Origin of the sequence: Actinoplanes sp. NBC_00393, from assembly GCF_036053395.1 — a bacterium.
In the GTDB taxonomy this organism is placed as follows: Bacteria; Actinomycetota; Actinomycetes; order Mycobacteriales; family Micromonosporaceae; genus Actinoplanes.
On sequence record NZ_CP107942.1, the window covers coordinates 6053545 to 6079351 of the forward strand.

Sequence of the window (25807 nt, forward strand, 5' to 3'; positions counted from 1 at the left end):
TGCCTACGATAGCACCCGAAATCGCCACGCGGCAGCGGGCGGAACACTAGCGTTCCCCCTGATGATCTCGAACCGTGGACTTCTGGGGCTCAGCCTGCTCTGCGGGGTCGCCGTGCTGTGGTCGGCCGGGCTCATCGTGGCCCTCACTCTGGGCGCGCGACCCGTCCACTCCGCGGTCGCCGTCGGCGTCGCCGCCCTGCTCACCGTGCCCGGCTTCGCCGCCGGCATCCTCAACAACCGCCGCGGCTACCGCACCCGGGCGCCCCGCCGGCTGTGGAGTCTCGCCTCCTGGGTGCCGCCGCACGTGCCGCACTGGGCGGCAGTGGTCGCCGCGGTCGTCTTCTTCGGCTTCTGGCTGACGATCGTGCTCGCCTTCGCCGCTCTCGACGGCAGCCCGTCGATCGAGGACGGCCGGTACGTCCTGCAGGACCACGACCGGGTCGTCGAGGTGAGCCGGGCGACCTACGAGCGGCAACTCGACCACGAACAGCAGGTCTCGCTCGCCGTGCTGGGCGCCTTCGCCGTCGGCGGCTGTTTCCTCTGCGCCGCGCGAGCCACCGATCACGAGGAGTGACAGGCGCGGGCGAACCGGCCTACCGTGAGGCGGTGGAGAAGGACTTCGACGAGGTGCTGGCCCGTACCGCCCGGATCGCCACCGACTGGCTGAGCACTCTGGAACAGCGCCCGGTCGGCGAGACCGCGACCCTGGACGAGCTGCGCGAGCGGCTCGGCGGTCCGCTGCCCGCCGGGCCGATGCCGCCGGTGCAGGTCGTGCAGGAATTGGCGGCCGCGACCGAACCGGGGCTGGTGGCGATCCCGTCCGGGCGCTACTTCGGGTTCGTGATCGGCGCGGGACTGCCGGCCGCGGTCGCCGCCGACTGGCTCACCACCGTCTGGGACCAGAACGCCGGGCTGTACGCCTGTGGCCCGGCCGCCGCGGTCGTCGAGGAGGTGGCCGGCGAGTGGCTGCGTGAGCTGTTCGGGTTGCCGGCCGGCTCGTCGTACGCGTTCGTCCCCGGCTGCCAGACCGCCCACCTCACCTGCCTCGCCGCGGCCCGCCACCACGTGCTGCGGCAGGCCGGCTGGAACGTCGAGGAGGGCGGGCTGAACGGCGCTCCGGCGGTCCGGATCGTGGCGAGCACCCGGCGGCACATCACCATCGACCGGGCGCTGCGCCTGCTCGGCTTCGGCACCGCCGGGCTGACCGTGGTGCCCGCCGACGACGCCGGCCGGATGGACGTCGCCGCGCTGCGGGCCGTGCTCGCCGGTCCCCCGCAGCCGACCATCGTCTGCGCGCAGGCCGGCGAGGTGAACACCGGCGCCTTCGACGACCTGGACGCGATCGCCGACGCCTGCGCGCCGGCCGGGGCCTGGCTGCACGTGGACGGCGCGTTCGGGCTGTGGGTGCTGGCCAGCCCGGCGCTGCGGCACCTGGCGGCCGGGGCGCACCGGGCCGACTCGTGGGCGTTCGACGCGCACAAGTGGCTCAACGTGCCGTACGACAGCGGCATCGCCTTCTGCGCCCACCCGGAACCGCACCGGGCGGCGCTCAGCACCACCGCCGACTACCTGGTGCAGGGCGGCGACGGCTCCCCGCGCGACGCCATCGACTGGACTCCCGGGTTCTCCCGCCGGGCCTGCGGCTTCCCGGTCTACGCGGCGCTGCGCTCGCTCGGCCGCCAGGGCGTCGCGGACCTGGTGGACCGCTGTTGCGCGCTCGCTCGCCGGTTCGCCGACGGCCTGGCCACGGTGCCGGGCAGCCAGGTCGTCGGCGAGGTGGTGGTCAATCAGGTGCTGTTCCGCTTCGCCGACGACGAGACCACCACGCGGGTGCTGCGCGCGGTGGTGGACAGCGGCGAGGCCTGGCTCAGCGGCACCGCGGTGGGCGGGCGGCGCGCCATCCGGCTCTCGGTGAGCAACTGGCGCACCAGCGGGGAGGACATCGAGCGTACGCTCGCCGCGTTCCGGGCCGCGGCGAGCTGACCGGAGTGGATTCGGGCCGCGGCGAGCTGACCGGAGTGAGGCCGGGCCGCGGTCAGCTGAGCGGAGTGAGGCCGGGCCGCGGTCAGCTGAGCGGGTCCGAGGTCTCCCGGCGCAGCTTGGCCGAGCCGCGGCCGACCGACCAGCCCTGCGCCCAGCGGGCCGTGGAGTCCCGCTTGGTGCGGTCGGCCAGGTGGTACCAGTCCATCCGGCAGCGCGACCGGGTCACCTCGAGCACCCCGAAGCCGTGCCCGTCGGTCTCCACCCAGCGCACGTGCGGGTTGGTCGCCCGGATCAGCGAGCCGGCCAGCACGCTCAGCGGCCCGCCGGCCCGGGTCTTCAGGAAGTCGTTGAGGTTGTCGCTGGTCACCGACGGCACCACGAACTCCGCGGCGGCCGGCCGGGACGGGCCGGTGTCCTTCGTGGTCAGCTCGTTCGCCCACGACGTGTGGATGTCGCCGGTCAGGAAGACGACGTCCTGGGTGCCGTGGGCGCGCAACGTGTCGACCAGGCGCTCGCGGTCGGCGTTGTAGCCGTCCCACTGGTCGACGTTGAGCACCACCCCGTTCTGCGGGACGCCGATCAGCTTGGCCAGCGGCGGCACCAGCCAGGCCGGCAGCGTGCCGACGTCGAGCCGGGAGATCATCACCGGGTTGCCGACCAGCTTCCAGATCGCGGTCGAGGAGGTCAGGCCCTCGGTGAGCCAGGACATCTGGGCCGCTCCGGCGATCGTCCGGTCCGGGTCGTCGGCCGCGGTGCCGCCCTCCTGCTCCGAACGGTACGTCCGCAGGTCCAGCATCGACAGCTCGAACAGATCGCCGTAGCGCAGACGCCGGTAGATGTGACCGGCACCGGCGAGCCGGACCGGCATCCACTCCGCGTACGCCTGCCGGGAGGCCGCCACCCGGGCGCGGAAGTCGCCCTCGCTGCCCGGGGTGTGGTTCTCCGCGCCGTCGCTCCACATGTCGTTGGCGACCTCGTGATCGTCCCACGTGATGATCCACGGCACCGAGGCGTGCAGGGCCCGCAGGTCCGGGTCGGTCTTGTACTGCGCGTGCCGGATCCGGTAGTCGGCCAGGCTCAGCGTCTCGTGCGCCGGCTCGGTACGCCGGACCACGCTGCCGCCCGCGGTGAAGGCGCCGGTGCCGTACTCGTAGAGGTAGTCGCCGAGGTGCACGACCAGGTTGAGATCGCCGCGCTCGGCCAGGTGCCGGTAGGCCGCGAAGTGCCCGGCCTCCCAGTTGGCGCAGCTCACCACGCCGGCGCGGAGCCGGGCGACGGCGTCGGCGGCGGCCGGGGCGGTCATCGTGCGGCCGGTCGGCGACCAGGTCCCGGCGTAGCCGAAGCGGTACCAGTACGTGGTGGCCGGCGCCAGCCCGTCGACGTCGATCTTGACGGTGTGGTCGCGCTCCGGGCCGGTGGCGAACGTGCCCGCGGCGGCCACGGCGGTGAACCCGGCGTCGGTGGCGATCTGCCAGTCGACGCTGACCTGCGGGCCCACACCGGAGCCGGGCAACGACTCGGGCGTCGGGGTGACCCGGGTCCACAGCAGGATGCCGCCGGGCAGGGGGTCACCCGAGGCGACACCGTGCCGGAAGACGCCCTCAGCCGCGGTGGCGGCCCCGGGAAGGGCGGTCGTCGCGACTGCGCCGGCCCCGGCGGTCAGCCCGGCCAGCAGAACGGTACGGCGATCGAGGAGAGTCATGCGTCTCTATGTATCAGCGCACCCACCGGTCCCGGCCTCGGTCAGACGGATATTCGACCGACGTTCATCGAAGTTGTCACGGCTGGACCTGCCGGATCCAGCCGAGGATCCGGTCGTGCAGATCGGACGGCACCGGGACGGAGCGCACGACGTGGTCGTTGAGCGCCTCGAACAGCACGGCGCTGAGGTAGGCGGTGAGGGCGATCTCCGCCGGGTCGAACTGCTCGACAAGGTCGGCCCGGGCCCGTGCGCACGGCCACGGCCGCCCGCACCGCCGGCAGTCCCACGACGGCCGGGCGTAACGGTGTTCGGTACGCAACTGGAGCATTACCCCAGCGTGAGTGGCCTTGCGTCCAGAATGCAAGGCTTGCAAATTCACATCCCGCAAAGCCCGGCGAAGCCCTGGTGTTCGGCACTTCCCGCGGGCAGACTGACCGAGATCCGACGGGGGGAGGACGCGCGTTGGCACCACGCAAGGCACCGAGCATCCGGCAACGGCGCCTGGCCGGGGAGCTCAAGCGGCTCCGGGTCGCCGCGCACCTGAAACAGGAGCACGTCGCCGAGCGCACCGGGCTGGACGCCTCCTCGATCTACCGGATCGAAAGGGCGATGAACAAACCCCAGCGGCGTACGGTCCTCACGCTGCTGGACCTCTACGGGGTGACCGACCCCGACCGGCGGGCCACCCTGCTGGACTGGCTGAAGGAGCCGGGAGACGGTCAACCGCTCTGGTTCCACCGCTACGAGGTGTACCTGCCGGACGTGATGATGCTCTTCGTCAAGCTCGAGGCCGAGGCCGAGAGCCTGCGGGTCTACGAGTCGATGCTGGTGCCCGGCCTGCTGCAGACCGAGGAGTACGCGCGGGCGATCACCCGGTCGGTGAGCGGCTGGCCGCCCGAGGAGATCGAGCGCCGCGTGCAGGTCCGCCTGCACCGCCAGGACGTCCTGCACCGGTCCGCGCCGATGCGGTTCCGCGCGGTCCTCGACGAGGCCGCGATCCGGCGGGTGGTCGGTGGGCCGGCGGTGATGCGGGCCCAGCTGGAGCACCTGGCGACGGCCTCCCGGGAGCCGGGCATCACCGTGCAGGTCATGCCGTTCAGCACCGGGGAGTACCCGGCCATGATCGGCAACTTCGTGCTGATGGATTTCGCGACGCCGTTCGACCGGCCGGTCGTCTACCTGGAGAGCAGCGCCGGCGACGCGTTCATCGAGAACGAGCAGGACGTCGCCCGGTACGCCGAGTTCTTCGACGCGATCAGCGCGCGGGCCCTGCGGCCGGCCGCCTCCCGGACCCTGATCGAGGAAGCCGCCCGTGCCCTCGGCTGAGATCCGGCTCTGGTCGGTCGTCGCCGAGCCCGAGGCCCTCGCGGCGGCCGGCCCCGGGGCGGAGCTGCACCACGGGCCGGACGTCGTGCTGGCAGTCGGGCCGGACACCCTCGTCGTGGTGGCCGAGGGCGCGGTGCGTACCGCTGAGGATCTTGCTTTGGCCGGGCCCTTCCCGGCCCGGATCGCCGGCCTGCTGGCCGGCGCCAAACCGCCCACCCTGCTCGCCTTCGCCCGCCTCGCCGAAGGCTGTCTCGCGCTGGGCGCCGCCCGCGCGGTGCGCCTCGGCCGCCGCCGCGGCGCCCTGCAGGACCTCGGGCTGGTCCTGGACGCGCCGCTCCCCTACGACCTGCTGGACCGGGTACGCCCCACCGGCCCACCCCCGGACCAGCCGGACCTGGACTGGCTCGACCTGCTGCCGGCCGACCCGGCCACCGCGCTGGAACAGTTCATCACCGGCTGGTACGCCGACGTCCCACCCGTGCTCGGCACACCGGAACCGCCCGCCGGGCAACCCGGACCGCTGCGGGCCTTCCACCGGCTCGCCGCCGGCCGCCCCGAGGTGTACGGCACCGCCCTGCACATCTTCCCGGAACCGGCGCCCACCGGCTTCGGGCGTGATGGCGACGGCGTCTTCACACTCTCCACCGGGCGCAGCTCGCAGGACGATCCGCCGGTCTACTACCAGGGGCTCAGTGACCAGCCGCTGCGCGAACGCGAGCGGCTCAGCGCGTACCTGATGATGGTTGCCCTGGCCGGCGCCGCGATGGATGCCTCGCCCGGCGGCATGGCCTTCGTCGACCGCCCCCAGGCCAAGCGGATCATCGCCCCGCTGCGGCGGGTCCCGCTGCGGCCGATGCGCTGGCCGTGCGCGCGGTCCCGGTTCTACGCCGGCCCGGGCATCGTGGTGCTCGTCGGCGCCGACAACACCGACTGGTACGAGGTGTACATCGGCGCCCGGCACCGCTCGCTGCTGCGCCGGTTCCGCAAGCTGGGCCTGGACTGGGAGCGCTTCGACGGCTGAAAAGCATCATGCGGCCATGGCCGGCGACCGATCTAGGGGCATGACGTGGGCACCGACCTGGCTTCGCAGCATGGCGCCGCCGCGGCAACTCGGCGCCCGGATCCGCTGGCTGTTCCTCATCCTGATCCTGTTCAACCTGATCATCACCGTCCCGCGGGCGCTCGGCAGCGACCTCGCGCCGCTGACCTGGCGGATCGCCGCGGTGGCCGCGGTGGCCGTGCTCGGCTGCTGGTTCCTGCGCGGCTATCGGCGCGGTGGCTTCCCGGTCGCGGCTGCCCCGCTCGAAGGCGTAGCCCTCGGCGTGATCGGGTACGGCTCGCACGACTGGCTGATCACTCTCGGCCTGCTCTTCGTCACCGTGTCGTTCCGCGGTCTCTACGGCTCCTGGAAGCACGCGCTGGTGCTGACCGTCTCGCTGTTCGCCGGGTCGTCCGCCGCGATCGCGCTCACCCAACCCCACCTGATCGGCACGTTCCTGCAGCAGACCGCCGGGGTCGTTCCGCTGGCGCTGTTCACCGCGGCGGTCGCCGAGAGCACCCGCCGGCAGGAGCAGGCCGCCGCCCGGGAGCGGGTCTTCGCCCGGCTCGGCTCGACGCTGGTGACCACGTCCCACCGGGACACCATCTGCCGGCACTCGGTCGAGGCGGCGCGGGAGCTGCTCGGCGGGCTGCCGGGCGGATGGGCCGCGATCGCCCTGAAGACCCCGCAAGGGGAACGCGTCGGCGTCGGCGCCGGGCCGGTTCCGCCGGACCTGATCGGTTCGGCGCCGGGTTCGCAGCCGTTGGGCGTACGCGCGCAGCTCGCCCTGCAGAGCGAGAAGTTCTGCTATGGCAGCCTGCTGATCGGCGCCGACGTGCCGATCCCGGCCGACGTCCGCCCCTCGCTGGACGCCCTGGCCGCGCAGACCGTCCTCGGCCTGTGCAACGCCGAGCGCGCCGAGGACCTGCGGCACCAGGCGTTCCACGACAGCCTCACCGGCCTGGCGAACCGCCCGCTGCTGCGCGACCACCTGACCCAGGCGCTGGCCCGCGCCCGGCGGGGCAGCCCGGTCGCGGTCCTGCTGATCGACCTGGACGGATTCAAGAAGGTCAACGACACGTACGGCCATGCGACCGGTGACCAGCTGCTGGTCGCCGTGGCGCAGCGGCTGCGCGACGCGGTCCGTGGCGCGGACACCGCGGCCCGGCTCGGCGGCGACGAGTTCGCCGTCCTGCTCGACGGCATGGACTCGCCGAGGGACGCGGTGCTGGTCGCCGAGCGGCTGCTCGCCTCGATCCAGGAGCCGCTCACGCTCAGCGGCATCGACCTGGCGCCGGCGGCCAGTGTCGGCGTCGCGGTGTGGCGTGAGCACGCCGACATCGACGCGTTGCTGCACGACGCGGACTCCGCGATGTACGCCGCGAAAGCCGCCGGCAAGGGCCGGGTCGGGCACGTCGACGAACAGGGCGACGTGCGGATCCTGACCTCGGCCCGCGGAGCGGGTTGATGCCGGATGCGAACGCACCCGGCATCAGCACATCGGGGGATTACTCGCTGATCGCGTCGATCAGATCGCCGACCGGACGGTCCGGCAACGCGCGGGCCACATCGGCGACCGCGACGATGCCGACCAGCTGGTGACCGTCGATGACCGGCAGGCGGCGAACCTTGTACTGGCTCATCGTGCGCAGGATCTCGGCGGCGTCGTCGTCGGCGCCGATGGTGATCGGCTTGCCGGAGGCCAGCTCCGAGGCGGGCACGTCGGCCGGGTTGCGGCCCTTCGCCAGGGCCTTCACCACGATGTCCCGGTCGGTCAGCATGCCGTGCAACCGGTTGTCCTCACCACAGATGGGCAGCGAGCCCACGTTGAGCTCGGACATCTTCCGGGCGGCCTCCGCGAGGGACTCCTTCTCGCCGACGCAGGTGACGTCCCGGCTCATGATCTCGCGGGCGGTCGTCATGAGGGGTGACTCCCTTCCATAGATGTCACAGTGTCGTCACTGGACGTACCCGCGTCAGACCGTTGCAATCGTCGCGGCCACCTCGTCGACGAGTTCGCGGGCCAGGAACCCGGTCCGCCCGTATCCCGGGGCCAGCCGGCGTCCGCTCATCGCATGCACGTAGGCGGCCCAGCAGGCGGCCTGTGCCGGATCGGCGCCGCGGCCCAGCAGACCGGCGACTATGCCGGCCCGCACATCGCCGCTGCCGGACGTGCCGAGACCGGCGTCTCCGCTCTCCTCCCGCCAGGCGCCGCCACCGGGGTCGGCGATGTGGCCGTACAGGGAGACCACTGCCCGGTGCCGCTCCGCCAGCTCCCGGGCGGCGGCCGCGAGATCGTCGCCGGGAGCACGGCCGAGCAGATGCCCGGCCTCGGCCAGATTGGGGGTCAGCACGGCACGGGGCTGCCGGAGCAGGCCGGGATCCTTGCTGAGCGCACCGAGGGCGTACGCGTCCAGCACCACCGCCGTCTCCGGGCCGGCCGCGCCGAGCACCGCTTTCATCAACCTGGTGGTGTGGTCGATGTCGTCCAGACCCGGCCCGAGCGCGATCACGTCCGCGTCCTCGGCCAGCCGCAGCACCTCGTCCGGGGTGTCGCCGTCCGAGGTCAGGCCGACCACCTTCGCCTCCGGAACCGCGATGCTCAGCGGCACCGCCGACTCCGCAGCGACCGCCAGCTGCAGCCGGCCCGCCCCGGCCCGCAACGCGGCAACCCCGGCCAGCAGGACCGCGCCGGGCGTGCACCGGGCGCCGCCGACCACCAGCACGGTGCCGCGTGCCTCCTTGCTGCCCTGCGGATCCGGCAGGGCCCACTCGCGCAGCAGCGCCGGGGTGACCACCCGTTCCTCAGACCGGCTCGGCATTGACGTCCTCCTGCTTGGTCGGCGGGGTGTCCTCGCGGTGCAGGTGCTCGACCGAGTTGAACAGCTCCGGCTCCATCCGGTCGCCGGAGCGCCGCCAGCTGCTGACCGAGCAGTTCGCGATGGTGGTCTGCTTGGCGAGCGCCATCAGCTCCGGCTCGCTCAGCCCCTCGGCCAGATAGCGCACCATCAGCACGGTCGCCTCGTGCGCGAACAGCACCACCCGCTCACCCGGGTAGTCGGCACGGATCTCGCGCAGCAGCGCCCGCAGCCGCAGCAGCACGTCGGCCCAGGACTCGCCGCCCGGCGGCCGGTAGTAGAACTTGCCCAGCCGGGCCCGCCGCCGCGCCTCGTCCGGCAGCCGGGCCTGCACACCGCGCCCGGTGAGCAGGTCGAGGATGCCGAGCTCCCGGTCGCGCAGCCGCTCGTCGACGATCATCTCGATCCCGGAGCCCTTCAGGGCGGTCTCCGCGGTCTGCCGGGTCCGCAGGTACGGCGAGACCACCGCCAGACGGGGCTCGTGCTTGGCCAGCAGACGGCCCACGGCCTCGGCCTGTTCCCGGCCGAGATCGGTCAACGGCACGTCCGCGTCCCGTTCCGGGATGTCGATCGCCTCGGCCCCACCGGTCTCGGCCTGTTCAGCCGTGACGTTGCCGGTGCTCAATCCGTGCCGGACGACCGCGAGCCACTCCAGATGCTCCATGCCACGGCCCTTACCCCGGAGCCGGGGTGACTACCCGCTCAATTCCTCAGCGGGGCCGGCCGGCCGCCGATCAGCGGACCATGCCTCTGCTGAGCCTCGACCGGTCCCGGCGCCGGCTCGACGTACCGGTCGTCCTGGCTCTCAGCCTGTTCGCGTTCCTGCTCGTCTGGTTCGGCGTAGGTCTGTTCCACGTCTGGCAGTACCCGGTGATTGGCTGGTTGCCGCTGCCGATGCTGTCGGTGCTCACCGTCTACGAGTGTGCGCGGACCGCCCGCAGCACCCATCTCGACCCGGCCACCCGCAGTTTCTGGCGCAGCCTGGCAGTGGCCTGCGCGATCCTGCTCCCGAGCACGCTGAGCGCCATGTACGACGCGTTCGGCGGGCCGGTCCTCAGCCAGCAGCTCACCGTACGTACCCAAATGATCTTCGGGGTCTCGCTGGTCGTGGTGCTCTGGGCGCTGCTGCGGCTGCCGACCTGGCAGCGCACCCGCGGCGACTGGCTGCGGTTCGGCCTGGACACCGGCATCATCCTGCTCACCGTCGGGGTGCTGGCCTGGCACTTCTGGGTCAGCCGGATCGACTTCTCGAACGCGCCGAACGCCAGCCCCCGCCACTTCGTGGTGATCCTGACGGTGTCCACCATCTCGCTGATCACCTTCGTCAAGGTGGCGTTCGCGGGAGCCGGCGGGCTCGACCGCCGCGCCCTGCACATGCTCTCGACCGGCGTCGCCCTGGCCGCCTCCACCGCGGTGGTGGCACCGCTCATCGTCGACAAGCCGTACCTGTCGACGAGCATGCTGGCGTTCCCGATGTCCCAGATGAGCGCGATGTTCGCGGCCCGCCGGCAGCGGCTGGGCAGCGGCACTCCGCAGTCGCCGGAACGGTCCGGGCGGCGGTTCAGCGTGGCCCCGTACCTGGCGATCGCCGTCCTCTACGCGGTGCTGCTCGAGGTCGAGCTGCCGCGCGGGGGCGAGGAGTCGCTGATGGCGCTGTCGGTCACCGGGCTGACCGTGCTGGTCGTGCTGCGCCAGCTCACCACGCTGCGGGACAACGCCCGGCTGCTGGACACCGTCGACGCCAACCTGGCCCAGCTGCGCGAGTACCAGGCGCAACTCGACCACCAGGTGACGCACGACGCGCTCACCGGGATCGGCAACCGGTCCGCGTACGCCGACGAGATCTCCGCCCGGCTGGCCGGCGGCGAACCGTTCGTGGTGGCCCTGCTCGACCTCGACGACTTCAAGGTGATCAACGACCGGTACGGGCACAACACCGGCGACACCCTGCTCCAGACGATCAGCCGGCGCCTGCGGGAGCGGCTGCGCCCGCAGGACACCGTGGCCCGCCTCGGCGGCGACGAGTTCACCCTGCTGCTGCCCGGCCTGGGCGAGCACGACACCGAGGAGCTGCTGCGCGCCCTGCTCGCCGAGGTGCAGTGCCCGGTGCTGGTCGACGGGCACGAGATGGTGCCGCGGATCAGCGTCGGCGTCACCGCCAGCGGGCCCGGCGACACCGCCGGCGAGCTGCTGCGCCGCGCCGACGTCGCGATGTACGCCGCCAAGAAGGACGGCGGCGGCCGGTGGACCTGGTTCGACCCGATCATGGACCAGCTCGCCGACAGCGACGCCCGGCTCGGCAACGACCTGCGCCAGGCGATCACCCGCGACGAGCTGTTCCTGGTCTACCAGCCGATCGTCGAGCTCCCGCACGGCCGGCTCACCGGAGTGGAGGCGCTGGTCCGCTGGCGTCACCCGGAGCACGGCATGGTCTCCCCGGCGGTGTTCATCCCACTCGCCGAACGCAACGGCCAGATCGTGGAACTCGGCCGGTGGGTGCTCGAGCAGGTGATCCAGCAGGCCGCGCGCTGGCAGCGCGAGTACGGCCCGGACGCGCCCGCCAAGGTCAGCGTGAACGTCTCAGCACGCCAGCTCAACGAGCCGGGCTTCCCGGCTGAGATGGCGGCGCTGCTCTCCGCGGCCGGCCTGGACCCGGCCCACCTGGTGGTCGAGATGACCGAGACCGCGGTGCTCGGCACCGGGGTCGCCCTGGACGTGGTCCGCCGGCTGCACGACATGGGCCTGAGCATCGCGCTGGACGACTTCGGCACCGGCCAGTCGTCGCTCAGCCTGCTCGTGGACTGCCCGGTGACGTGGCTGAAGGTGGACAAGTCGTTCGTCGACGGGGTGACCACGGAGAGCCCGCAGGCGGTGATCGTGGACAGCCTGATCGGGATCACCCACGGTCTGCGGATGCAGGCCGTCGCCGAGGGCGTGGAAACCGCCGAGCAGGCCGAACGGCTGCACCAGGCGGGTTACCGGTTCGCGCAGGGCTATCACTTCGCCCGCCCGCTGCCGGTCTCCGACGTCGAACTGCTGCTCACGATGCGGGAAACTCGACAAAGTCAACTGACTTAGTCAGAATTCCCGACCATGGACCCGATTATGGCGCTTGCCGGTCTGGGCGTCGGCATCATCGTCGGGCTCACCGGCATGGGTGGCGGCGCGCTGATGACGCCCATCCTGGTCCTCCTGTTCGGCGTACACCCGGTCGCGGCCATCTCCAGCGACCTCGCGGCCAGCGCGATCATGAAGCCGTTCGGCGGCTACGTGCACGCCCGGCAGGGCACGGTGAACTGGAAGCTGGTCCTCTGGCTCTGCGCCGGCAGCGTGCCCAGCGCCTTCCTCGGGGTTCTGTTGCTGCGGTTGTTCGGCAGCGACGAGAGCGTGCAGCACGCCGTCAAGATCGCCCTCGGCGCGGCGCTGCTGCTGGCCGCGGGCGGCATGCTCCTCAAGGCCTGGACCAGCCGCCGCAACGGCGACGGGCCGCCCGCCGCGATCACCGTCCGGCCGCTGCCGACCGTGCTCATCGGCGTGATGGGCGGCGTCGTGGTCGGCCTCACCTCGGTCGGTTCCGGGTCGCTGATCATCGTCGCGCTGCTCGCCCTCTATCCGAAGCTGCGCGCCAACGACCTGGTCGGCACCGACCTGATCCAGGCCGTCCCGCTGGTCACCGCGGCCGCGCTCGGGCACGCCTTCTTCGGCGACCTGCACCTCGACATCGCCGGCGCGGTGGTCCTCGGCTCCATCCCGGGCGTACTGATCGGCTCCCGGATCTCCTCGCGTGCCCCCGGCGGGCTGGTCCGCGCCGCCCTGGTGATCGTGCTGCTGGCCAGCGCCCTCAAACTGTTCGACCTCTCCACCCTGGTGGTCGGTGTGGTCGCCGGCGTCGCGACCCTGGTCGCGGTCGGCATCGGCGTGGCCGGCCGGTTTCGCCGGCGGCCGGCCGACGAGGCCAGGGAACCGGAGGAGGTAGCTGCTCAAGCCTGACCCCGGCCCGCCGATGTGATGTCGGTCGGGACGCGGGAAAGGGTCGGATGAACGTACGGCAGAAGCTGCTGGGCGGGTACCTGCTGGTGGCGCTGATGGTGGCGGCCACCGCGCTGGTCGCCTGGCGGGCCGACAACACCTCCGCCGAGCAGTCGGCCGCCACCCAGGCCGAACAGCTGGCCCGCGGGGTCGCCGAGGACATCGCGTACGGCCTGCCCGCCGCGACCCGTGACGAGGTGGTCACCCCGCTGTACTACAGCCAGACGGGTCTCGCCGAGTACCTGCGGCGGATGCACACCACCCAGCACCGCGACGTCGTCGTGGTCGACCAGGGAAAGTACATCCTCGGCGACGTGATCGACGAGAACGTCGGCTCGACCTTCGACCACGACACCGGTGACGAGGTCGCGCAGACCATCGCCGACGGCGTGGCCCGGGTGTTCGTCGAGACGAGCGTCGACTACCCGGAGGGCATCAAGCAGGTCGTGGTGCCGATGCGCAGCACCGGCGGCGTGACCATCGGCGCGGTCATCCTCGAGTACACGCCGCTCTACGACCAGATGATGGCCGGCGCCCGGCAGGCCCAGACCGTCATCCTCACCAGCGCCAGCATCGCCATGGTGATCGTGTTGGTGCTCGGCTTCGTGCTGGCCGGCTCGGTCACCCGGCGGATCACCTCGCTGACCACCGCGGTCCGGGTGATCCGCGCCGGCGACTACTCGCACCGGGTCCCGCCGGCCGGACGCGACGAGATCGGCAACCTGGCCCGGGCCTTCAACGCGATGGCCGAGCAGCTGGAGAGCTCGGCCCGGGAGATCCTGGCCAAGGAGTACACCGACAGCATCCTGGCCAACGCCGGCGAGGGCATCTGCGGCGTCGACGCCTTCGGCCGGATCGAGTTCGCGAACGAGGCCGCCGGCCGGATCACCGGCCTCGGCGTCGACGGGCTGCTGCGGCGCGAGGCCGCGCTGCTGCTCGGGTCACTCACCGCCGGCACCACCGAGGAGCTGCTGCAACGGCCGGACGGCAGCGCGGTCCGGGTCGAATACACGGTCAGCCTGATCGACAAGAAGGGCGCGGTGATCGTGCTGCGCGACGTCAGCCGCCAGCGCGCCCTCGAGTACGACCTGCGCCACCAGGCCCTGCACGACGGCCTCACCGGCCTGCCCAACCGCAAACTGCTGCTGGACCGCCTCGAGCACGCGCTCACCCGCTCGCGGGCCTCCGGCGAGCAGATCGCCCTGCTCTATCTCGACCTGGACGGCTTCAAGCGGGTCAACGACAGCCTCGGGCACAACGCCGGCGACCTGCTGCTGCGGACCGCCGCGGAACGGCTCACCGCCGAACTGCGCCCGCACGACACGGTGGCCCGGCTCGGCGGCGACGAGTTCGCCGTCCTGCTCGAAGGCGCCTCCCCGCCGGTCGTCGAGGCGCTCTCCCGGGCGTGCCTGGTGACCCTGGCCCGGCCGTTCGTGCTGCACGGCCGCGAGGCGCTGGTCACGGTGAGCATCGGTGTGGTGCCGGACTCGGCGCGTTACACCGACGCCGACGAGGTGGTCCGCAACGCCGACGTCGCCATGTACGCCGCCAAGGACCTCGGCAAGAACCGCTACATGATCTTCGAGAACCGGATGCACGAGCAGCTGCTCAACCGCCTCGACCAGGAGGCCCGGCTGCGCGACGCGGTGCACCGCGGTGAGCTGCGGGTGCACCTGCAGCCGGTGGTCGGCATCGCGGACGGCCGGATGCACGGGGTCGAGGCCCTGGTCCGCTGGCAGGACCCGTCGCGCGGCCTGCAACAACCAGGGTCGTTCATTCCGCTCGCCGAGGAGACCGGCATGATCATCGAGATCGACCGGTGGATCCTGCGCGAGGCCTGCCACACCGTCAAGCAGTGGCAGGACTACAACCCGCGGACCGCACCCGCCTGGGTCAGCGTCAACCTCTCCGCCGCCGGCCTGGAACTGTCCGACCTCACCGACCAGGTCGCGTACGCCCTGGCCGCCACCGGACTGCCGCCGCACTGCCTGGTCCTGGAACTCACCGAGACGATCCTCATGCGCGACGTGGCGGTCACTTCCGCCCGGCTCCAGGAGCTGCGCGAACTCGGTGTCAAGATCGCCATCGACGACTTCGGCACGGGGTACTCCTCGCTCGGCTACCTGCGCGACATCCCCGTCGACGTCCTCAAGATCGACCGCTCGTTCATCACCGGCCTGGTCGGCAACGGCCGCCAGCAGGAACTGGTCAGCGCGGTCATGCAGCTCGGCCACACGCTGGGCCTGCGGGTGGTCGCCGAGGGCGTCGAGGACGCCGAGCAGTTGGCGCTGCTCACGGTCATGGGCTGCAAGTTCGCCCAGGGCTACCACCTGGGCCGGCCTGAGCCGGTGGGCACGCTCTACGAACGCCTCGACGCGGCTGACACCCGCCCTACGGTCGAGGCCTGAACTTCGGGCTGACGCTGAGCGCTGCTTACGCGGCCGTTCCGCAACACTGGGCGCCGGCTGAGCTTGCCGGGCTGGCGCTCAGTGTTGCCAGCGCCCGTCAAACGTGCCCGACCGGCGGCCCGCGCACACCAGCCGCCCAGCAGGCATGCTTCACAGGGCCGCAGACACGCCTGACCGGCGGCCCGCGCTCACCAGCCGCCCAGCAGGCATGCTTCACAGGGCCGCAGACATGCCTGACCGGCGGCCCGCGCCCACCAGCCGCCCAGCAGGCATGCTTCACAGGGCCGCAGACATGCCTGACCGGCGGCCCGCGCCCACCAGCCGCCCACCACGCGCGTTTCGCAGGCCCGCGAACACGCCTGACCGGCGGCCCGCGCCCACCAGCCGCCCACCACGCACGCTTCGCACGCCCGCAAACACGCCTGACCGGCGGCCCGCGCCCACCAGCCGCCCAGCAAGCATGCTTCACAAGCCCGCAAACACGCCTGACCGGCGGCTGGGGCGCTTCCTCGCTGATCGACCGCGTTGACGTGTAGGCCGGGCAGGAGCCAGGCACCCCGCACCAGCAGCGCCTTCGACGGGGTGAGGGTGCAGAGCACGTTCGCGGCCAGGGTGACCTCGCGTGGGCCCGCCGGGACCGTGGCGGGCAGCAGTCCCGCGCAGGCGGCCACGATCGGGGTGCCGAACGGTACCAAGCAAACGCTTGGCAGGCTGGTCAGCGGTCACGCGGCGGCCTCCGAGTCGGCGATGCCGAGCACCCCGCCAGCGGTCCGGCGAGCGGAACGGTGGTAACCACGGCGGAACATCTCCGGGAGTTAGTGGCATACCGTTACGGCGGACAGTTCGGGGCGATCTGTTTCACCGCGGTTACCGATCGTTGGCGATCACGACATTGCCTAAGGTGGTCCGGTGGCATCACTGCGCGATCGCGCGTACCAGGAACTGCGCCGCCGGATCGTCAGCACCGAATTGGCCCCCGGACAGCGGCTGGTCGAGCGTGACCTGGCCGCCGAACTGGAGGTCTCCCGGATCCCGCTGCGCGAGGCGCTGCGCCTGCTCGAGGCCGACGGGCTGGTCGTGCTGGTGCCGCACAAGGGTGCGCTGGTCTCGCCCTTCACGCCGGCGGACGTACGGGATCTCTTCGACGTCCGCGAGTCCCTGGAAGCGCTCGCGGCCCGGCTCACCGCCGAGCGCCGGGACGACGCCGGGCTGGCGCGCTTGAAAGGCCGGCTTGCCGCGGCCCGTGCGGCGGCCGCGGCCGGGGACGAGGACGGGGTCGCCGCCGCCAACGCGGGCTTCCACGCCGACCTGGTCGAGATGGCGGCGAATCCGCTGCTCAGCGCCATGATGCGGCCGTTGGCGGCGCGGACGCACTGGCTGTTCCGGCTGACCGCGCAGCGCGATGCCGCCCAGCAGTGCGCGGAGCACGAGGAGCTGTACGCGGCGATCTCGGCGGGCCAGGCCTCCCGCGCCGCCGAACTGGCCCACGAGCACGTGGCCAGCGGCCGTGAGACGAGCATCCGGCAGGCCGAGCAGTGGTCGCTGCCGGACGTCGACCCGGCGGCCGTGGCCTCCCGCCGCCGGCGCCGCACCAGACCCGCCGGCTGACGGACAGTGCTGCTTCCCGGGCCGGGAAGCAGCACTGGGTGACAGCCTGGGTTTGCCAGCCGGACAGATGGTGGCGGCCACCGCCCACCCGGGCTGATCGGGTGAGCGGTGGCCGCAGTCAAGGTCTCAGCTCTGGACGAACACCGAGACGGTACGGGCGGGGACGGTCAGCGTGCCGGTCGCCGAGGCGAACGACGCGGTCCGGGTGACCGGGTCGGCCGAGGACTGCTGGATCGGGTGCAGCGCGACCTTCTTGCCGGCGAGCGCGGGCACCGTCTGGGTGGCCGCCGCCGGGGTGGCGTTGAAGACCACCGTCACCGACTTCCACTTCGGGTCGATCCCCCGGCCGTCGATCGTCATGGTGATCACGCCGCCGGTCTCGTTCGCCCCGGAGAGTGGGAACGACAGACGCTGCTGCACCTGGGCCGCGGTGGCCAGGCCGAACACCGGCGACGACTTCCGGATCTTGAGGAACTCCTGGTACCGCTGGTTCGAGGCGTCGATCGCCGCGCAGTCCGGCACCAGCGCCTTGTCGGCGAGGAGCGGCTTGGCGTACGGATACTTCGGCTCGTTGTCCGCCTTGGGCGGCAGCCCCCTACCGAAGCCGTTACCGGCGGCGCAGTCCCAGATGATCTCGTTGAACCAGTCCCCCGAGTTGTACGAGTTGCGGTCCAGCGACTTCGACCGCAGCCGCTCGCTGCCCGTGGTGACGAACCCGATGCCCTGGCCGAGCACCGTCGTCGCCAGCGCCACCGACTGCGCCCGGGAGCGGTCCGCAGCCGTGGTGGCCTGCGGCAGCTTGAACGCCAGCGAGTCGTACAGGATCTCGTTGTCGTGCGCGTCGACGTACGTGATCGCCTCACCCGGCGCCGCGTTGTAGCCGGCCGGCGAGCCGTTGTAGTCGACATCCGAGCCGGTCACGACGTTCCCGGCGGAGTCGGTGAAGGAGTAGGAGGCGAGGTTGCCGGTCAGACCGACTTTGATCAGGTCCTGGTAGTGCAGCAGGCGCGCCTTCTGCTCCGCCGCGGTCCCGTTCACCGCGTCGCCGTTCGGAGCCCCGGCCAGACCGGACGCGAAGCCCTGGATCCGCGGGTTCTCGTCGAACGGCCCGCCACCGCGGACCGCGTCCCGGAGCCGGTCGTTGAACGTGCCGATCCCGGTGCCGGCCAGCTCGGTCTGGGACGCCTGGACGAAGCGGGCGTTGTTCGCCACCTCACCGAAGTTCCAGCCCTCGCCGTACACATAGATGTTCTTGCCGTCGACCCCGTCCCGGGAAAGCGTGAGCCTGTCCAGGGCCGCGCGCACCGCCAGGATGTTCTCCTTCGGGTGGTGGCCCATCAGGTCGAACCGGAACCCGTCGACCTTGTACGCCTTCGCCCAGGTCACGATCGAGTCGACGACGAGCTTGCCCATCATCGCGCTCTCCGGCGCGGTGTTGGCGCAGCAGGTCGAGTTGGCGACCGAGCCGTCCTCGAGCAGCCGGTGGTAGTACCCGGGCACGATCTGGTCGAGCACCGACTTCGCGTCCGTGCCGGCAGCCGACGTGTGGTTGTAGACGACGTCCATCACCACGCGCAGCCCGGCGTTGTTGACCCCGGTGACCATGGAACGGAACTCTTTGGTGCGGTTCGCCGGGTCGACCGCGTAGCCGCCCTCGGGAACCGTGTAGTGCAGCGGGTCGTAGCCCCAGTTGTAGCCGTCGGTCGCCGCGACCTTCTCGATGCAGGCCTGCTGCTCCTCCGAGTCGGCCGGGAACGACGCCAGGTCACACGGCGGTTGCTGCTGGTCGGCGCGCTTCTCCGGGATGGTGGCGAAGTCGAACGCCGGCAGCAGGTGCAGGTGGGTGACTCCGGCGCCGGCCAGCTCCTTCAGGTGCTGCATGCCTTCCGTGTTCGGGCGGGTGAAGGCGGTGAACGTGCCCCGCTCGGCCGCCGGGACGGACTCGTCGGCGATCGAGAAGTCCCGGACCGACAGCTCCGAGATCTGGATCTTCGCGGGAGCGGTTGCGGCCGGCTTGCGCAGCTTGTCCCAGCCGGCCGGCGCGAGCGCCGCGTCCTCCAGGCTGACGAACTGGCTGCGGGTGGAGTCGGCGGCCAGCGCCACCGAGTACGGGTCGGTGACCGACGCCGTGACCACCTTCTGCGTGGCCGGCTGCCACGCGGTGACCCGGAACTTGTAGAACTTGCCCTTCCAGTCGCCGCGAGCCGACCAGACGCCGGTCCGGTCGTCCCGGCTCATGGCTTTGACCGCCGGTGTGGCCGACGTGGCGGTGTCGTAAACCTCCAGCTCGACCTTCTGCGCGGTCGGCGCCCAGACAGCCACGCCGCCCTTGACCGGGCCGAGCGTCGCGTCGGTGGCCTTCTCGTAGACGTCGTCGAGCACACCGGCGGTCTGCACACCCGTCGCGGAGAGCAGCTTGCCGGCGGCGTCGCGCTCGGTCACCACGACCTGCCCGCGCAGGATGTCGCCGACGTTCTTGGCGGACAGCTTGAAGGCGCCGTACTGCCACAGGTGCGGGAACTTCTCCCGCTGGGCCTCGGTGAGGCCGTTGCGCTGGGCATCGAGTCGAATGCTCTGGTACGCGCCGGTCAGCTCACCGTCCGCGACAGCGATGCCGCCGTTCGGCGCGTACACCAGGTCGTAGACCTTGCCGTCGGTGCCCGCGCCGACCGGTTCCAGGGAGTTGCCGGTGCCGGTCTTCCAGGCCACCGTGCCACGGTCGATCCAGACCGCCCGCGACTTGGCCACGTCGATCTCGCCGGCCCCGTCGGCGGTCTTCACCAGCGGCAGCAGGCGGGTCTCCTGGCCGGCCAGCAGCCAGACCTCACGGCCGGCCTTGCCGAAGTCCAGCGACTGGTCGGTCGGCAGGTCCTTGGTGTCGCCGCTGTGGATGATGTAGCTCAGCGAGGTCGCGCCCTCGGCGAGCGGCACCTCGAACACCGCGCCGTACGAGTCGATCCGGGCCGGCGCCAGCGGGGCGGCCCAGTCGGTCGGGTTCGCCGCGCCGTTCCAGACGTGCAGTCCCCAGCCGTCGTAGTTCCCGTCGGCCTTGCGCCAGTGGATGAGCGCCTTGTCCGGGTCCTGCGCCGGGTCGGGCTGACCGGTGGCGGCCTGCCGGCTCGGGTACACCTTGGCGTCGCCCTGCTTGATCCAGATCTCCGGGTTCTCGGTCACGTTGATCGACCGGTCGGCGTCGGTGTCCTTGTTGCCGTCCTTGTCGACCACGATGAACCCGACACTCTTGGCGCCCGGCTTGAGCTTCACGTACGCAAACCGCCCGTACGAGTCCTCGCCCACGAACGGCTGCCCGGCGGGCCAGGTGGTCGTCATCGACGGGTCGACGTCGCCCCAGACGTAGAGGTTCTGGTCCTCGTAGCCGCCCTCGGGCCGCTGGTAGTGCACGACCGCGTAGCCGGCGCTGGAGGTGGCCTCCGGCGTACCGACGCTGATCTTCGTGGTGGACGAGCCGAGCCGTCCCTTGCTGTCGCGCACCACTGCCTTGTACCGCACCTCGGCGTTGCCGGCCAGCCCGGTCAGGTCGTGGTAGACCCGGTAGGGCGCCTTGTCGGCGGTGCCGAGCAGCTTCCACTCGCCCCCCTCGACCTGCGCGGCGAAGGTGACCGTGGACAGCGGGTCACCGGTGACCTCGGCGGTCAGCTCGGTGCGAGTGGCCGGCTTCTCCGGCGCCTTGATCGTGACGGTCGGGGCCGCCGCGCCGGCCGGGACGACTCCGCCCTGGTAGACCGCGGACGACAGCGCCGGAACGGTAATCGTGATCTTGCCGCCCTCGGGGGTGACCGCCCCGGTGGCGCCGTAGATGCCGGTGAAGGCAGCGGCCGACGAGACCGGGAACGTGACGGTCTGCGCCGTGGTGGCGTTGTTGACCGCGACGACGTACTCCTTGCGGGAGCGGACGTCGACCCGCGACGCCGCGAAGACGCCCTGACCCTCGGCGGAGTACCGGGTGGTCTGCACGCCGTTGACCAGCGCCGGGTGCGCCTTGCGGAGCTTCGCGAGGTCGGCGATGGTCCGGTAGAGCGGGTGGCTCGTGTTGTAGTTGTCCACCGCGTGCGTGCTGTCGGTGCCGATCAGGTCGTCGTCCAGGTAGTCCGCACTCTTGCTGGCGAACAGGTCCTGGCGGGCGTCCTTGTCGCCGCCCGGCCCGGTGAAGCCCTGCTCGTCACCGGAGTAGACGACCGGCTGGCCACGGGTCAGGAACATCAGCTCGTGGGCGAGCTGGTCGCGCTTGAGCTGGGTGTCGGCGGTGGCCGCGGCGGCGATGAACGAGCCGATCCGGCCCATGTCGTGGTTGCCGAGGAAGGTCGGCAGCCGGTCGGCGCCGGTGTCCCGGGCGGTGTAGAGGTCGTCCTTGGCGTACAGGTCGGCGAGGGCGGTCGCGCCGCTGTTGCCGGTCACGAAGCCGCGGGCCGCCTCCTGGAACGAGAAGTCCAGGGTGGCGGGGAGGTTGCCCTCGCGTACGTAGGTCGACTGGATCTCCTGGTCGGCGCTGTAGACCTCGCCGAACATGAAGAAGTCCTTGCCGCCGGCCTTCTGGATCGCCGGTGCCCACTGCTGCCAGAACTCCAGGTTGGAGTGTTTGACGGTGTCCAGCCGGTACCCGTCGATGCCGGTGTCCTTCACCCAGTCGGCGTAGATCTTCGTCATGCCCCGGACCACCTCGGGACGCTCGGTCCACAGGTCGTCGAGGCCGTAGAAGTCGCCGTACTCGCTGTTCTCACCGGCGAAGGTGGAGTCACCGCGGTTGTGGTACATGTTCACGTCGTTCAGCCAGGAGGGCACCTTCACCCTGGCATCGGCCTTGCTGCCGAAAACCGGGGTGTACGGGTACGACGTCGAATCGACCTTCGGAAAGCCGGTCGCGTAGTTGCGGTCCTCGAACGGCTGCCCGTCGACGTCCGTGTACGGCGAGTCGGCCTTGTCGACGTAGGTGTACTCGTTCTCCGCGTACTTGATCACGTCCGCGGTGTGGTTGACGATGATGTCGAGGTAGATCTTCAGGCCCCGCTGGTGCGCGAGCTTGACCAGCTTCTTCAGGTCGGCGTTGGTGCCGAAGTGCGGGTCGACCTGGGTGAAGTCGGTGATCCAGTACCCGTGGTACCCGGCCGAGACGTCGCTGCCGGTGCCCTGCACGGGACGGTTCTTGAAGACCGGGGCGAGCCAGATGGCGGTGGTGCCGAGCCCCTGGATGTAGTCCAGCCGGTCGATCACGCCCTTGAGGTCGCCACCGTGGTAGAAGCCCTTGTCAGCGGGGTCGTACCCGGTGGACAGCCGGTCGCCGGCAAGGCCACCCTTGTCGTTCTTGGTGTCGCCGTTGGCGAACCGGTCCGGCAGGACGAAGTAGAACTGCTCGTTCTTGGCGGGCTCGTCGGAGCCCCACTTGGCGATGACTGCCGCGCTGGGCTCGGCCGGCGCCGCGGCGGCGGGGGCGGACGCGGCCGGGACGGCGATCAGGGGCAGGAAAAGGCTGAGCAGTGCGGCGCCCAGCCGGCCTCGACGGTGTAACGATCTGTCTGGTGCCACAGCGGTGCACCCTTCCGATTCAGTGGTATCGGTGCGTATCGATTGTGGTGTATGTCTACGGCTTGAAGACACCGGAAATAAAAGCCGAGCGAGGGCCACCCCATCGAAGATCGGCTGTATCGTGTCTGTTGCCGGGACGTTAGCAAGTACTTGCATGGAATGGAAGACCTTTCAGTACCATGCCGACCAGACAACCGACCAACTAGAGTGAGAACCATGCGTGCGCGAATGGCCGACATCGCCAAACAGGCTCAAGTCAGTGAGGCGACGGTGTCGCGTGTCATCAATGACCGCCCCGGCGTCTCAGCGGAAACCCGCCAGGCGGTTCTCACCGCACTCGACGTTCTCGGCTACGAGCGGCCCGAGCGGCTGCGCAAGCGCAGCGCCGGCCTCGTCGGCCTGGTCGTCCCGGAGCTGGACAACCCGATCTTCCCGGCCTTCGCCCAGGTCATCGAGTCGACCCTGGCCCAGCACGGCTACACGCCGGTGCTCTGCACCCAGTCACCCGGCGGCGTCACCGAGGATGAGTACGTGGAGATGCTCCTCGACCGTCAGGTCTCCGGCATCGTCTTCATCTCCTCGCTGTCCGCCGACACCACCTCCGACCGCTCCCGCTATCAGCGGCTGCTCGACCGGCCGTTGCCGATCGTGCTGGTCAACGGCTACGCGGCCGGCCTCGAGGCGCCCTTCGTCTCCTGCGACGACCGGCTCGCGGGCGACCTGGCCGTCACCCACCTGGTCGCCCTCGGGCACCGCCGGATCGGCCTGATCTCCGGCCCCAACCGGTTCATCAACACCCAGCGCAAGCTGGAGGGCTACCGCGCCGCCATGCGCCGCGAGCTGGGCCTGAGCGAGGCCGAGCTGGACGAGCTGGTCTCGCTCACGCTGTTCGGCGTGGAGGGTGGCGAGGTCGCCGCCGAGCGGCTGCTCGCCCGCGGCGCCACCGGCCTGATCTGCGCCTCCGACATGATGGCGCTCGGCGCGATCCGTGCGGCGCGGCGCCGTGGCCTGCGGGTTCCCGAGGACGTCTCGGTGATCGGTTTCGACGACTCGGCGCTCATCCCGTTCACCGACCCGCCGCTGACCACGCTGCGCCAGCCGGTGACCTCGATGGCGGTGGCCGCGGTGCGGTCGCTGGTCGACGAGATCAACGGGCACGGCGCCCCGCACTCGGAATACCTCTTCCACCCCGAGCTCGTGGTGCGCAATTCGACGGCGATCGCCCCGGCACGCGCCGGCGTGCCGGTCGCCACACCCGCTGCCTGAAACGCTCTCGCGATGGCGGCCTGAGTCCGGGCCGCTCATCGTGAGAGCGTTCTCTGTGCACGAGAACAGGGCATGAAAAAGCTCCGGAATCCGTTGTGGAACGGATTCCGGAGCAATTCTTGAAATCAGCCCTTGGTGCCGCCCGCGGTCAGCCCGGAGACGAGATGTTTCTGAGCGAAGAGGAATACGATTCCGGCCGGGATGGTGACGAGCACCGCGGCCGCGGTCAGGTATTCCCACTGCGGATTGAACTGCGGCACGAACTGCTGCAGACCGTACGCCAGCGTGAATTTGTCGTCGGTCTGCATGAACGCCGACGCGTACGCGACCTCGCCCCACGCGGTGAGGAAGGTGTAGAACCCGGTCACCGCGATGGCCGGCCGGGCCAGCGGCAGGACCACCCGGTAGAAGGTGCGGAACGGTCCGCAGCCGTCCAGCGACGCCGCCTCGTCCAGCGAGGTCGGGATCGAGTCGAAGTAACCCTTCAGCATCCAGGCGCAGAACGGCACCGCGATGGTCAGGTACGCGATCACCAGCGCCGGCAGCGTGTTGATCAACCCGAGGTTGGCCATGATCGAGTAGATCGGCACGATCAGGATGGCCACCGGGAACATCTGGGTGACCAGGAAGACCATCATCAGCGGCCGGCGCCCCGGGAAGTTGAAGCGGGACAGCGCGTACCCCGTGGTGGCCGAGCAGAAGATGCCGATCAGCATGGTCAGCGCGGCGACGATCACCGAGTTCAGGAACCACTGCGGGAAGCTAGTCTCGAACAGCACGTACTCGTAATTGGCCAGGGTGGGGTCCTTGACCAGGGTGATCTCGGTGCTCTGCACGGCGTAGCCGGGCTTGAACGAGGAGAGCACCACCCACAGGATCGGCCCGACGGCGATCAGCGAGGCGACGATCAGCGTGCCGTGCAGCAGGATCGACATGCCGGTCGAGCGCCGCCCGCGGCGCGGCTTGTTCAGCGGCGGCGGGGTCACCGGCACCGCGCCGGCCGCCGGAGCCGCCGCCGGCGTCGTGGCAATCTGGGTCACGTCACCACACCTCGCCTTGCTTGCGCAGCACCCGCCGGTAGAAGACCGAGAAGATGAGCAGGATCGACAGGATCAGTACGCCGTACGTGGAGGCGAGCGAGTAGTTCCGGATGCCCTCGAAGGCGGCCCGGAAGGCGCCGGTCACCAGGATCTCGGTCTGTCCGGCCGGCTGCCCCTCGGTCACCAGGAAGATGATCGGGAACATGTTGAAGGTCCAGATGGTGCCGAGCAGGATCACCGTCATGCTGACCGGCCGCAGCCCGGGCAGGGTGATCGAGCGGAACCGCTGCCACGGCGAGGCGCCGTCGATCTCCGCCGACTCGTAGAGCTCCTCCGGGATGCTCTGCAGACCGCCGAGGATGGCCACCATCATGAACGGCACGCCCAGCCAGATGTTCGTGAGGATCGCGACGAACAGCGCCGACCAGCGGTCCGAGAACCAGGCGACCGAGTCCAGGCCGATCGCGTTGAGCATCGAGTTGACCAGGCCGAGCCGCTCGTTGAAGAGGAACTTCCAGGCGAAGGCGCTGATGAACGCGGGCACCGCCCAGGGCAGCACCAGCAGCACCCGGTAGAGGCCACGGAACCGGATCTGGCGGTGCAGCATCACGGCCAGGCCGAGACCCAGACCGTAGTGGAAGGCGACCCCGGTCACGGTCCAGATCAGGGTGTTGCCGGCCCACATCCAGAACTCGCCGACCTTGCCGGTGAGCACGTTGACGTAGTTGTCGACGCCGACGAACGACCAGGCGTTCGGGTTCTCCTTGCAGACCTCGCCGCCGGTGATCGACTTGGTGCAGATCTCGGCGAGCTGGTTGGCCTCGGTCTGGTCGGTGAACGAGAGCCAGAGGCCGTTGATCAAGGGGTAGAAGATCAGGACCGCCATCACAATGACGACGGGCACGACCATCGCCCAGGCGGACCAGTGCTTGTCCCAGCTGCGGCGCAGCCGGGACGACAGACCAGCGCCGCTCGGCGCCGGGGCGGTGACAGTGGTCATCTGAGGG

At 70.9% G+C, this 25807-nt stretch carries 18 protein-coding genes; 10 read left to right on the plus strand and 8 right to left on the minus strand.

Going from position 1 to position 25807, the window contains the following annotated elements; translation table 11 throughout:
• The first annotated feature begins 61 nt into the window (after positions 1–61).
• Entirely contained in the window at positions 62–574 is a 513-nt protein-coding gene (locus OHA21_RS28190; RefSeq protein WP_328459844.1) for a hypothetical protein, read from the plus strand.
• 32 nt (positions 575–606) lie between these two features.
• Positions 607–1983: a pyridoxal phosphate-dependent decarboxylase family protein gene (locus tag OHA21_RS28195; RefSeq protein ID WP_328459846.1), complete on the plus strand. Its 1377-nt coding sequence runs from the start codon at positions 607–609 to the stop codon at positions 1981–1983.
• 82 nt (positions 1984–2065) lie between these two features.
• Here OHA21_RS28195 and OHA21_RS28200 read toward each other — a convergent pair whose 3' ends face one another.
• The gene (locus OHA21_RS28200) at positions 2066–3685 is read right to left on the minus strand and encodes an alkaline phosphatase D family protein (RefSeq protein ID WP_328459848.1); all 1620 of its coding nucleotides are present in this window, start codon (positions 3683–3685) and stop codon (positions 2066–2068) included.
• A gap of 76 nt (positions 3686–3761) precedes the next feature.
• A complete protein-coding gene (locus OHA21_RS28205) occupies positions 3762–4013 on the minus strand; it encodes a hypothetical protein (protein ID WP_328459850.1) in 252 nt (83 codons plus the stop codon).
• 134 nt (positions 4014–4147) lie between these two features.
• Between OHA21_RS28205 and OHA21_RS28210 the strand changes: the two genes are divergently transcribed.
• Genes OHA21_RS28210 through OHA21_RS28220 form a run of 3 tightly spaced genes read left to right on the plus strand, consistent with a single transcriptional unit; the run spans position 4148 to position 7518 of the window.
• Positions 4148–5011 carry a helix-turn-helix domain-containing protein gene (locus OHA21_RS28210; protein WP_328459852.1) on the plus strand — a complete coding sequence of 288 codons (864 nt, stop codon included), beginning with the start codon at positions 4148–4150 and terminating at the stop codon, positions 5009–5011.
• Positions 4998–6032: a hypothetical protein gene (locus OHA21_RS28215; protein WP_328459854.1), complete on the plus strand. Its 1035-nt coding sequence runs from the start codon at positions 4998–5000 to the stop codon at positions 6030–6032. The genes OHA21_RS28210 and OHA21_RS28215 overlap by 14 nt, the downstream gene beginning before the upstream one ends.
• Before the next feature lie 40 nt (positions 6033–6072).
• Positions 6073–7518, plus strand: a complete 1446-nt coding sequence (locus OHA21_RS28220) for a GGDEF domain-containing protein (protein ID WP_328459856.1) — start codon at positions 6073–6075, stop codon at positions 7516–7518.
• Positions 7519–7558: 40 nt separating this feature from the next.
• Here OHA21_RS28220 and OHA21_RS28225 read toward each other — a convergent pair whose 3' ends face one another.
• The 3 genes from OHA21_RS28225 to OHA21_RS28235 are packed head-to-tail and all read right to left on the minus strand — an operon-like array spanning position 7559 to position 9572.
• Positions 7559–7972, minus strand: coding sequence for a CBS domain-containing protein (locus tag OHA21_RS28225; protein WP_328459858.1), 414 nt, complete (start codon positions 7970–7972; stop codon positions 7559–7561).
• Positions 7973–8026: 54 nt separating this feature from the next.
• On the minus strand, positions 8027–8872 hold the full coding sequence (locus OHA21_RS28230; protein WP_328459860.1) for an NAD(P)H-hydrate dehydratase: 846 nt from the start codon (positions 8870–8872) through the stop codon (positions 8027–8029).
• Positions 8856–9572 (minus strand): histidine phosphatase family protein, encoded by a 717-nt coding sequence (locus tag OHA21_RS28235; protein WP_328459862.1) that lies wholly within the window; start codon positions 9570–9572, stop codon positions 8856–8858. Before OHA21_RS28235 ends, OHA21_RS28230 begins: the two co-directional genes overlap by 17 nt.
• An 80-nt stretch (positions 9573–9652) precedes the next feature.
• Between OHA21_RS28235 and OHA21_RS28240 the strand changes: the two genes are divergently transcribed.
• The 4 genes from OHA21_RS28240 (at position 9653) to OHA21_RS28255 (ending at position 16953) form a co-directional block, all read left to right on the plus strand.
• The gene (locus OHA21_RS28240) at positions 9653–11986 is read left to right on the plus strand and encodes a putative bifunctional diguanylate cyclase/phosphodiesterase (RefSeq protein WP_328459864.1); all 2334 of its coding nucleotides are present in this window, start codon (positions 9653–9655) and stop codon (positions 11984–11986) included.
• A 15-nt stretch (positions 11987–12001) separates the two neighbouring features.
• Positions 12002–12898 (plus strand): sulfite exporter TauE/SafE family protein, encoded by an 897-nt coding sequence (locus OHA21_RS28245; RefSeq protein WP_328459866.1) that lies wholly within the window; start codon positions 12002–12004, stop codon positions 12896–12898.
• 47 nt (positions 12899–12945) lie between these two features.
• Positions 12946–15345, plus strand: coding sequence for a putative bifunctional diguanylate cyclase/phosphodiesterase (locus OHA21_RS28250; RefSeq protein ID WP_328459868.1), 2400 nt, complete (start codon positions 12946–12948; stop codon positions 15343–15345).
• A 909-nt stretch (positions 15346–16254) separates the two neighbouring features.
• The gene (locus OHA21_RS28255; protein ID WP_328459870.1) at positions 16255–16953 is read left to right on the plus strand and encodes a GntR family transcriptional regulator; all 699 of its coding nucleotides are present in this window, start codon (positions 16255–16257) and stop codon (positions 16951–16953) included.
• 126 nt (positions 16954–17079) lie between these two features.
• Here OHA21_RS28255 and pulA read toward each other — a convergent pair whose 3' ends face one another.
• Positions 17080–22494, minus strand: coding sequence for a pullulanase-type alpha-1,6-glucosidase (gene pulA, locus OHA21_RS28260; protein WP_328459872.1), 5415 nt, complete (start codon positions 22492–22494; stop codon positions 17080–17082).
• 216 nt (positions 22495–22710) lie between these two features.
• On the opposite strand from pulA, the gene OHA21_RS28265 reads away from it, so the two are divergent.
• A complete protein-coding gene (locus tag OHA21_RS28265; RefSeq protein ID WP_328459873.1) occupies positions 22711–23760 on the plus strand; it encodes a LacI family DNA-binding transcriptional regulator in 1050 nt (349 codons plus the stop codon).
• Between the two features lie 125 nt (positions 23761–23885).
• Here the strand turns inward: OHA21_RS28265 and OHA21_RS28270 are convergent, their stop codons facing one another.
• A complete protein-coding gene (locus OHA21_RS28270) occupies positions 23886–24695 on the minus strand; it encodes a sugar ABC transporter permease (RefSeq protein ID WP_328478579.1) in 810 nt (269 codons plus the stop codon).
• A 106-nt stretch (positions 24696–24801) separates the two neighbouring features.
• Positions 24802–25800, minus strand: coding sequence for a carbohydrate ABC transporter permease (locus tag OHA21_RS28275; protein ID WP_328459875.1), 999 nt, complete (start codon positions 25798–25800; stop codon positions 24802–24804).
• Positions 25801–25807: the final 7 nt, after the last annotated feature.

What these genes read in the sequence shown, in the direction of transcription:
- OHA21_RS28205 (WP_328459850.1), bottom strand. Translation starts at nt 4,013, where the DNA reads ATGCTCCAGTTGCGTACCGAACACCGTTACGCCCGGCCGTCGTGGGAC.
- OHA21_RS28220 (WP_328459856.1), top strand. Translation starts at nt 6,073, where the DNA reads ATGACGTGGGCACCGACCTGGCTTCGCAGCATGGCGCCGCCGCGGCAA.
- OHA21_RS28270 (WP_328478579.1), bottom strand. Translation starts at nt 24,695, where the DNA reads ATGTCGATCCTGCTGCACGGCACGCTGATCGTCGCCTCGCTGATCGCC.
- OHA21_RS28265 (WP_328459873.1), top strand. Translation starts at nt 22,711, where the DNA reads ATGCGTGCGCGAATGGCCGACATCGCCAAACAGGCTCAAGTCAGTGAG.
- OHA21_RS28275 (WP_328459875.1), bottom strand. Translation starts at nt 25,800, where the DNA reads ATGACCACTGTCACCGCCCCGGCGCCGAGCGGCGCTGGTCTGTCGTCC.
- OHA21_RS28245 (WP_328459866.1), top strand. Translation starts at nt 12,002, where the DNA reads ATGGACCCGATTATGGCGCTTGCCGGTCTGGGCGTCGGCATCATCGTC.
- OHA21_RS28235 (WP_328459862.1), bottom strand. Translation starts at nt 9,572, where the DNA reads ATGGAGCATCTGGAGTGGCTCGCGGTCGTCCGGCACGGATTGAGCACC.
- OHA21_RS28240 (WP_328459864.1), top strand. Translation starts at nt 9,653, where the DNA reads ATGCCTCTGCTGAGCCTCGACCGGTCCCGGCGCCGGCTCGACGTACCG.
- OHA21_RS28230 (WP_328459860.1), bottom strand. Translation starts at nt 8,872, where the DNA reads ATGCCGAGCCGGTCTGAGGAACGGGTGGTCACCCCGGCGCTGCTGCGC.
- OHA21_RS28190 (WP_328459844.1), top strand. Translation starts at nt 62, where the DNA reads ATGATCTCGAACCGTGGACTTCTGGGGCTCAGCCTGCTCTGCGGGGTC.
- OHA21_RS28200 (WP_328459848.1), bottom strand. Translation starts at nt 3,685, where the DNA reads ATGACTCTCCTCGATCGCCGTACCGTTCTGCTGGCCGGGCTGACCGCC.
- OHA21_RS28250 (WP_328459868.1), top strand. Translation starts at nt 12,946, where the DNA reads ATGAACGTACGGCAGAAGCTGCTGGGCGGGTACCTGCTGGTGGCGCTG.
- OHA21_RS28225 (WP_328459858.1), bottom strand. Translation starts at nt 7,972, where the DNA reads ATGACGACCGCCCGCGAGATCATGAGCCGGGACGTCACCTGCGTCGGC.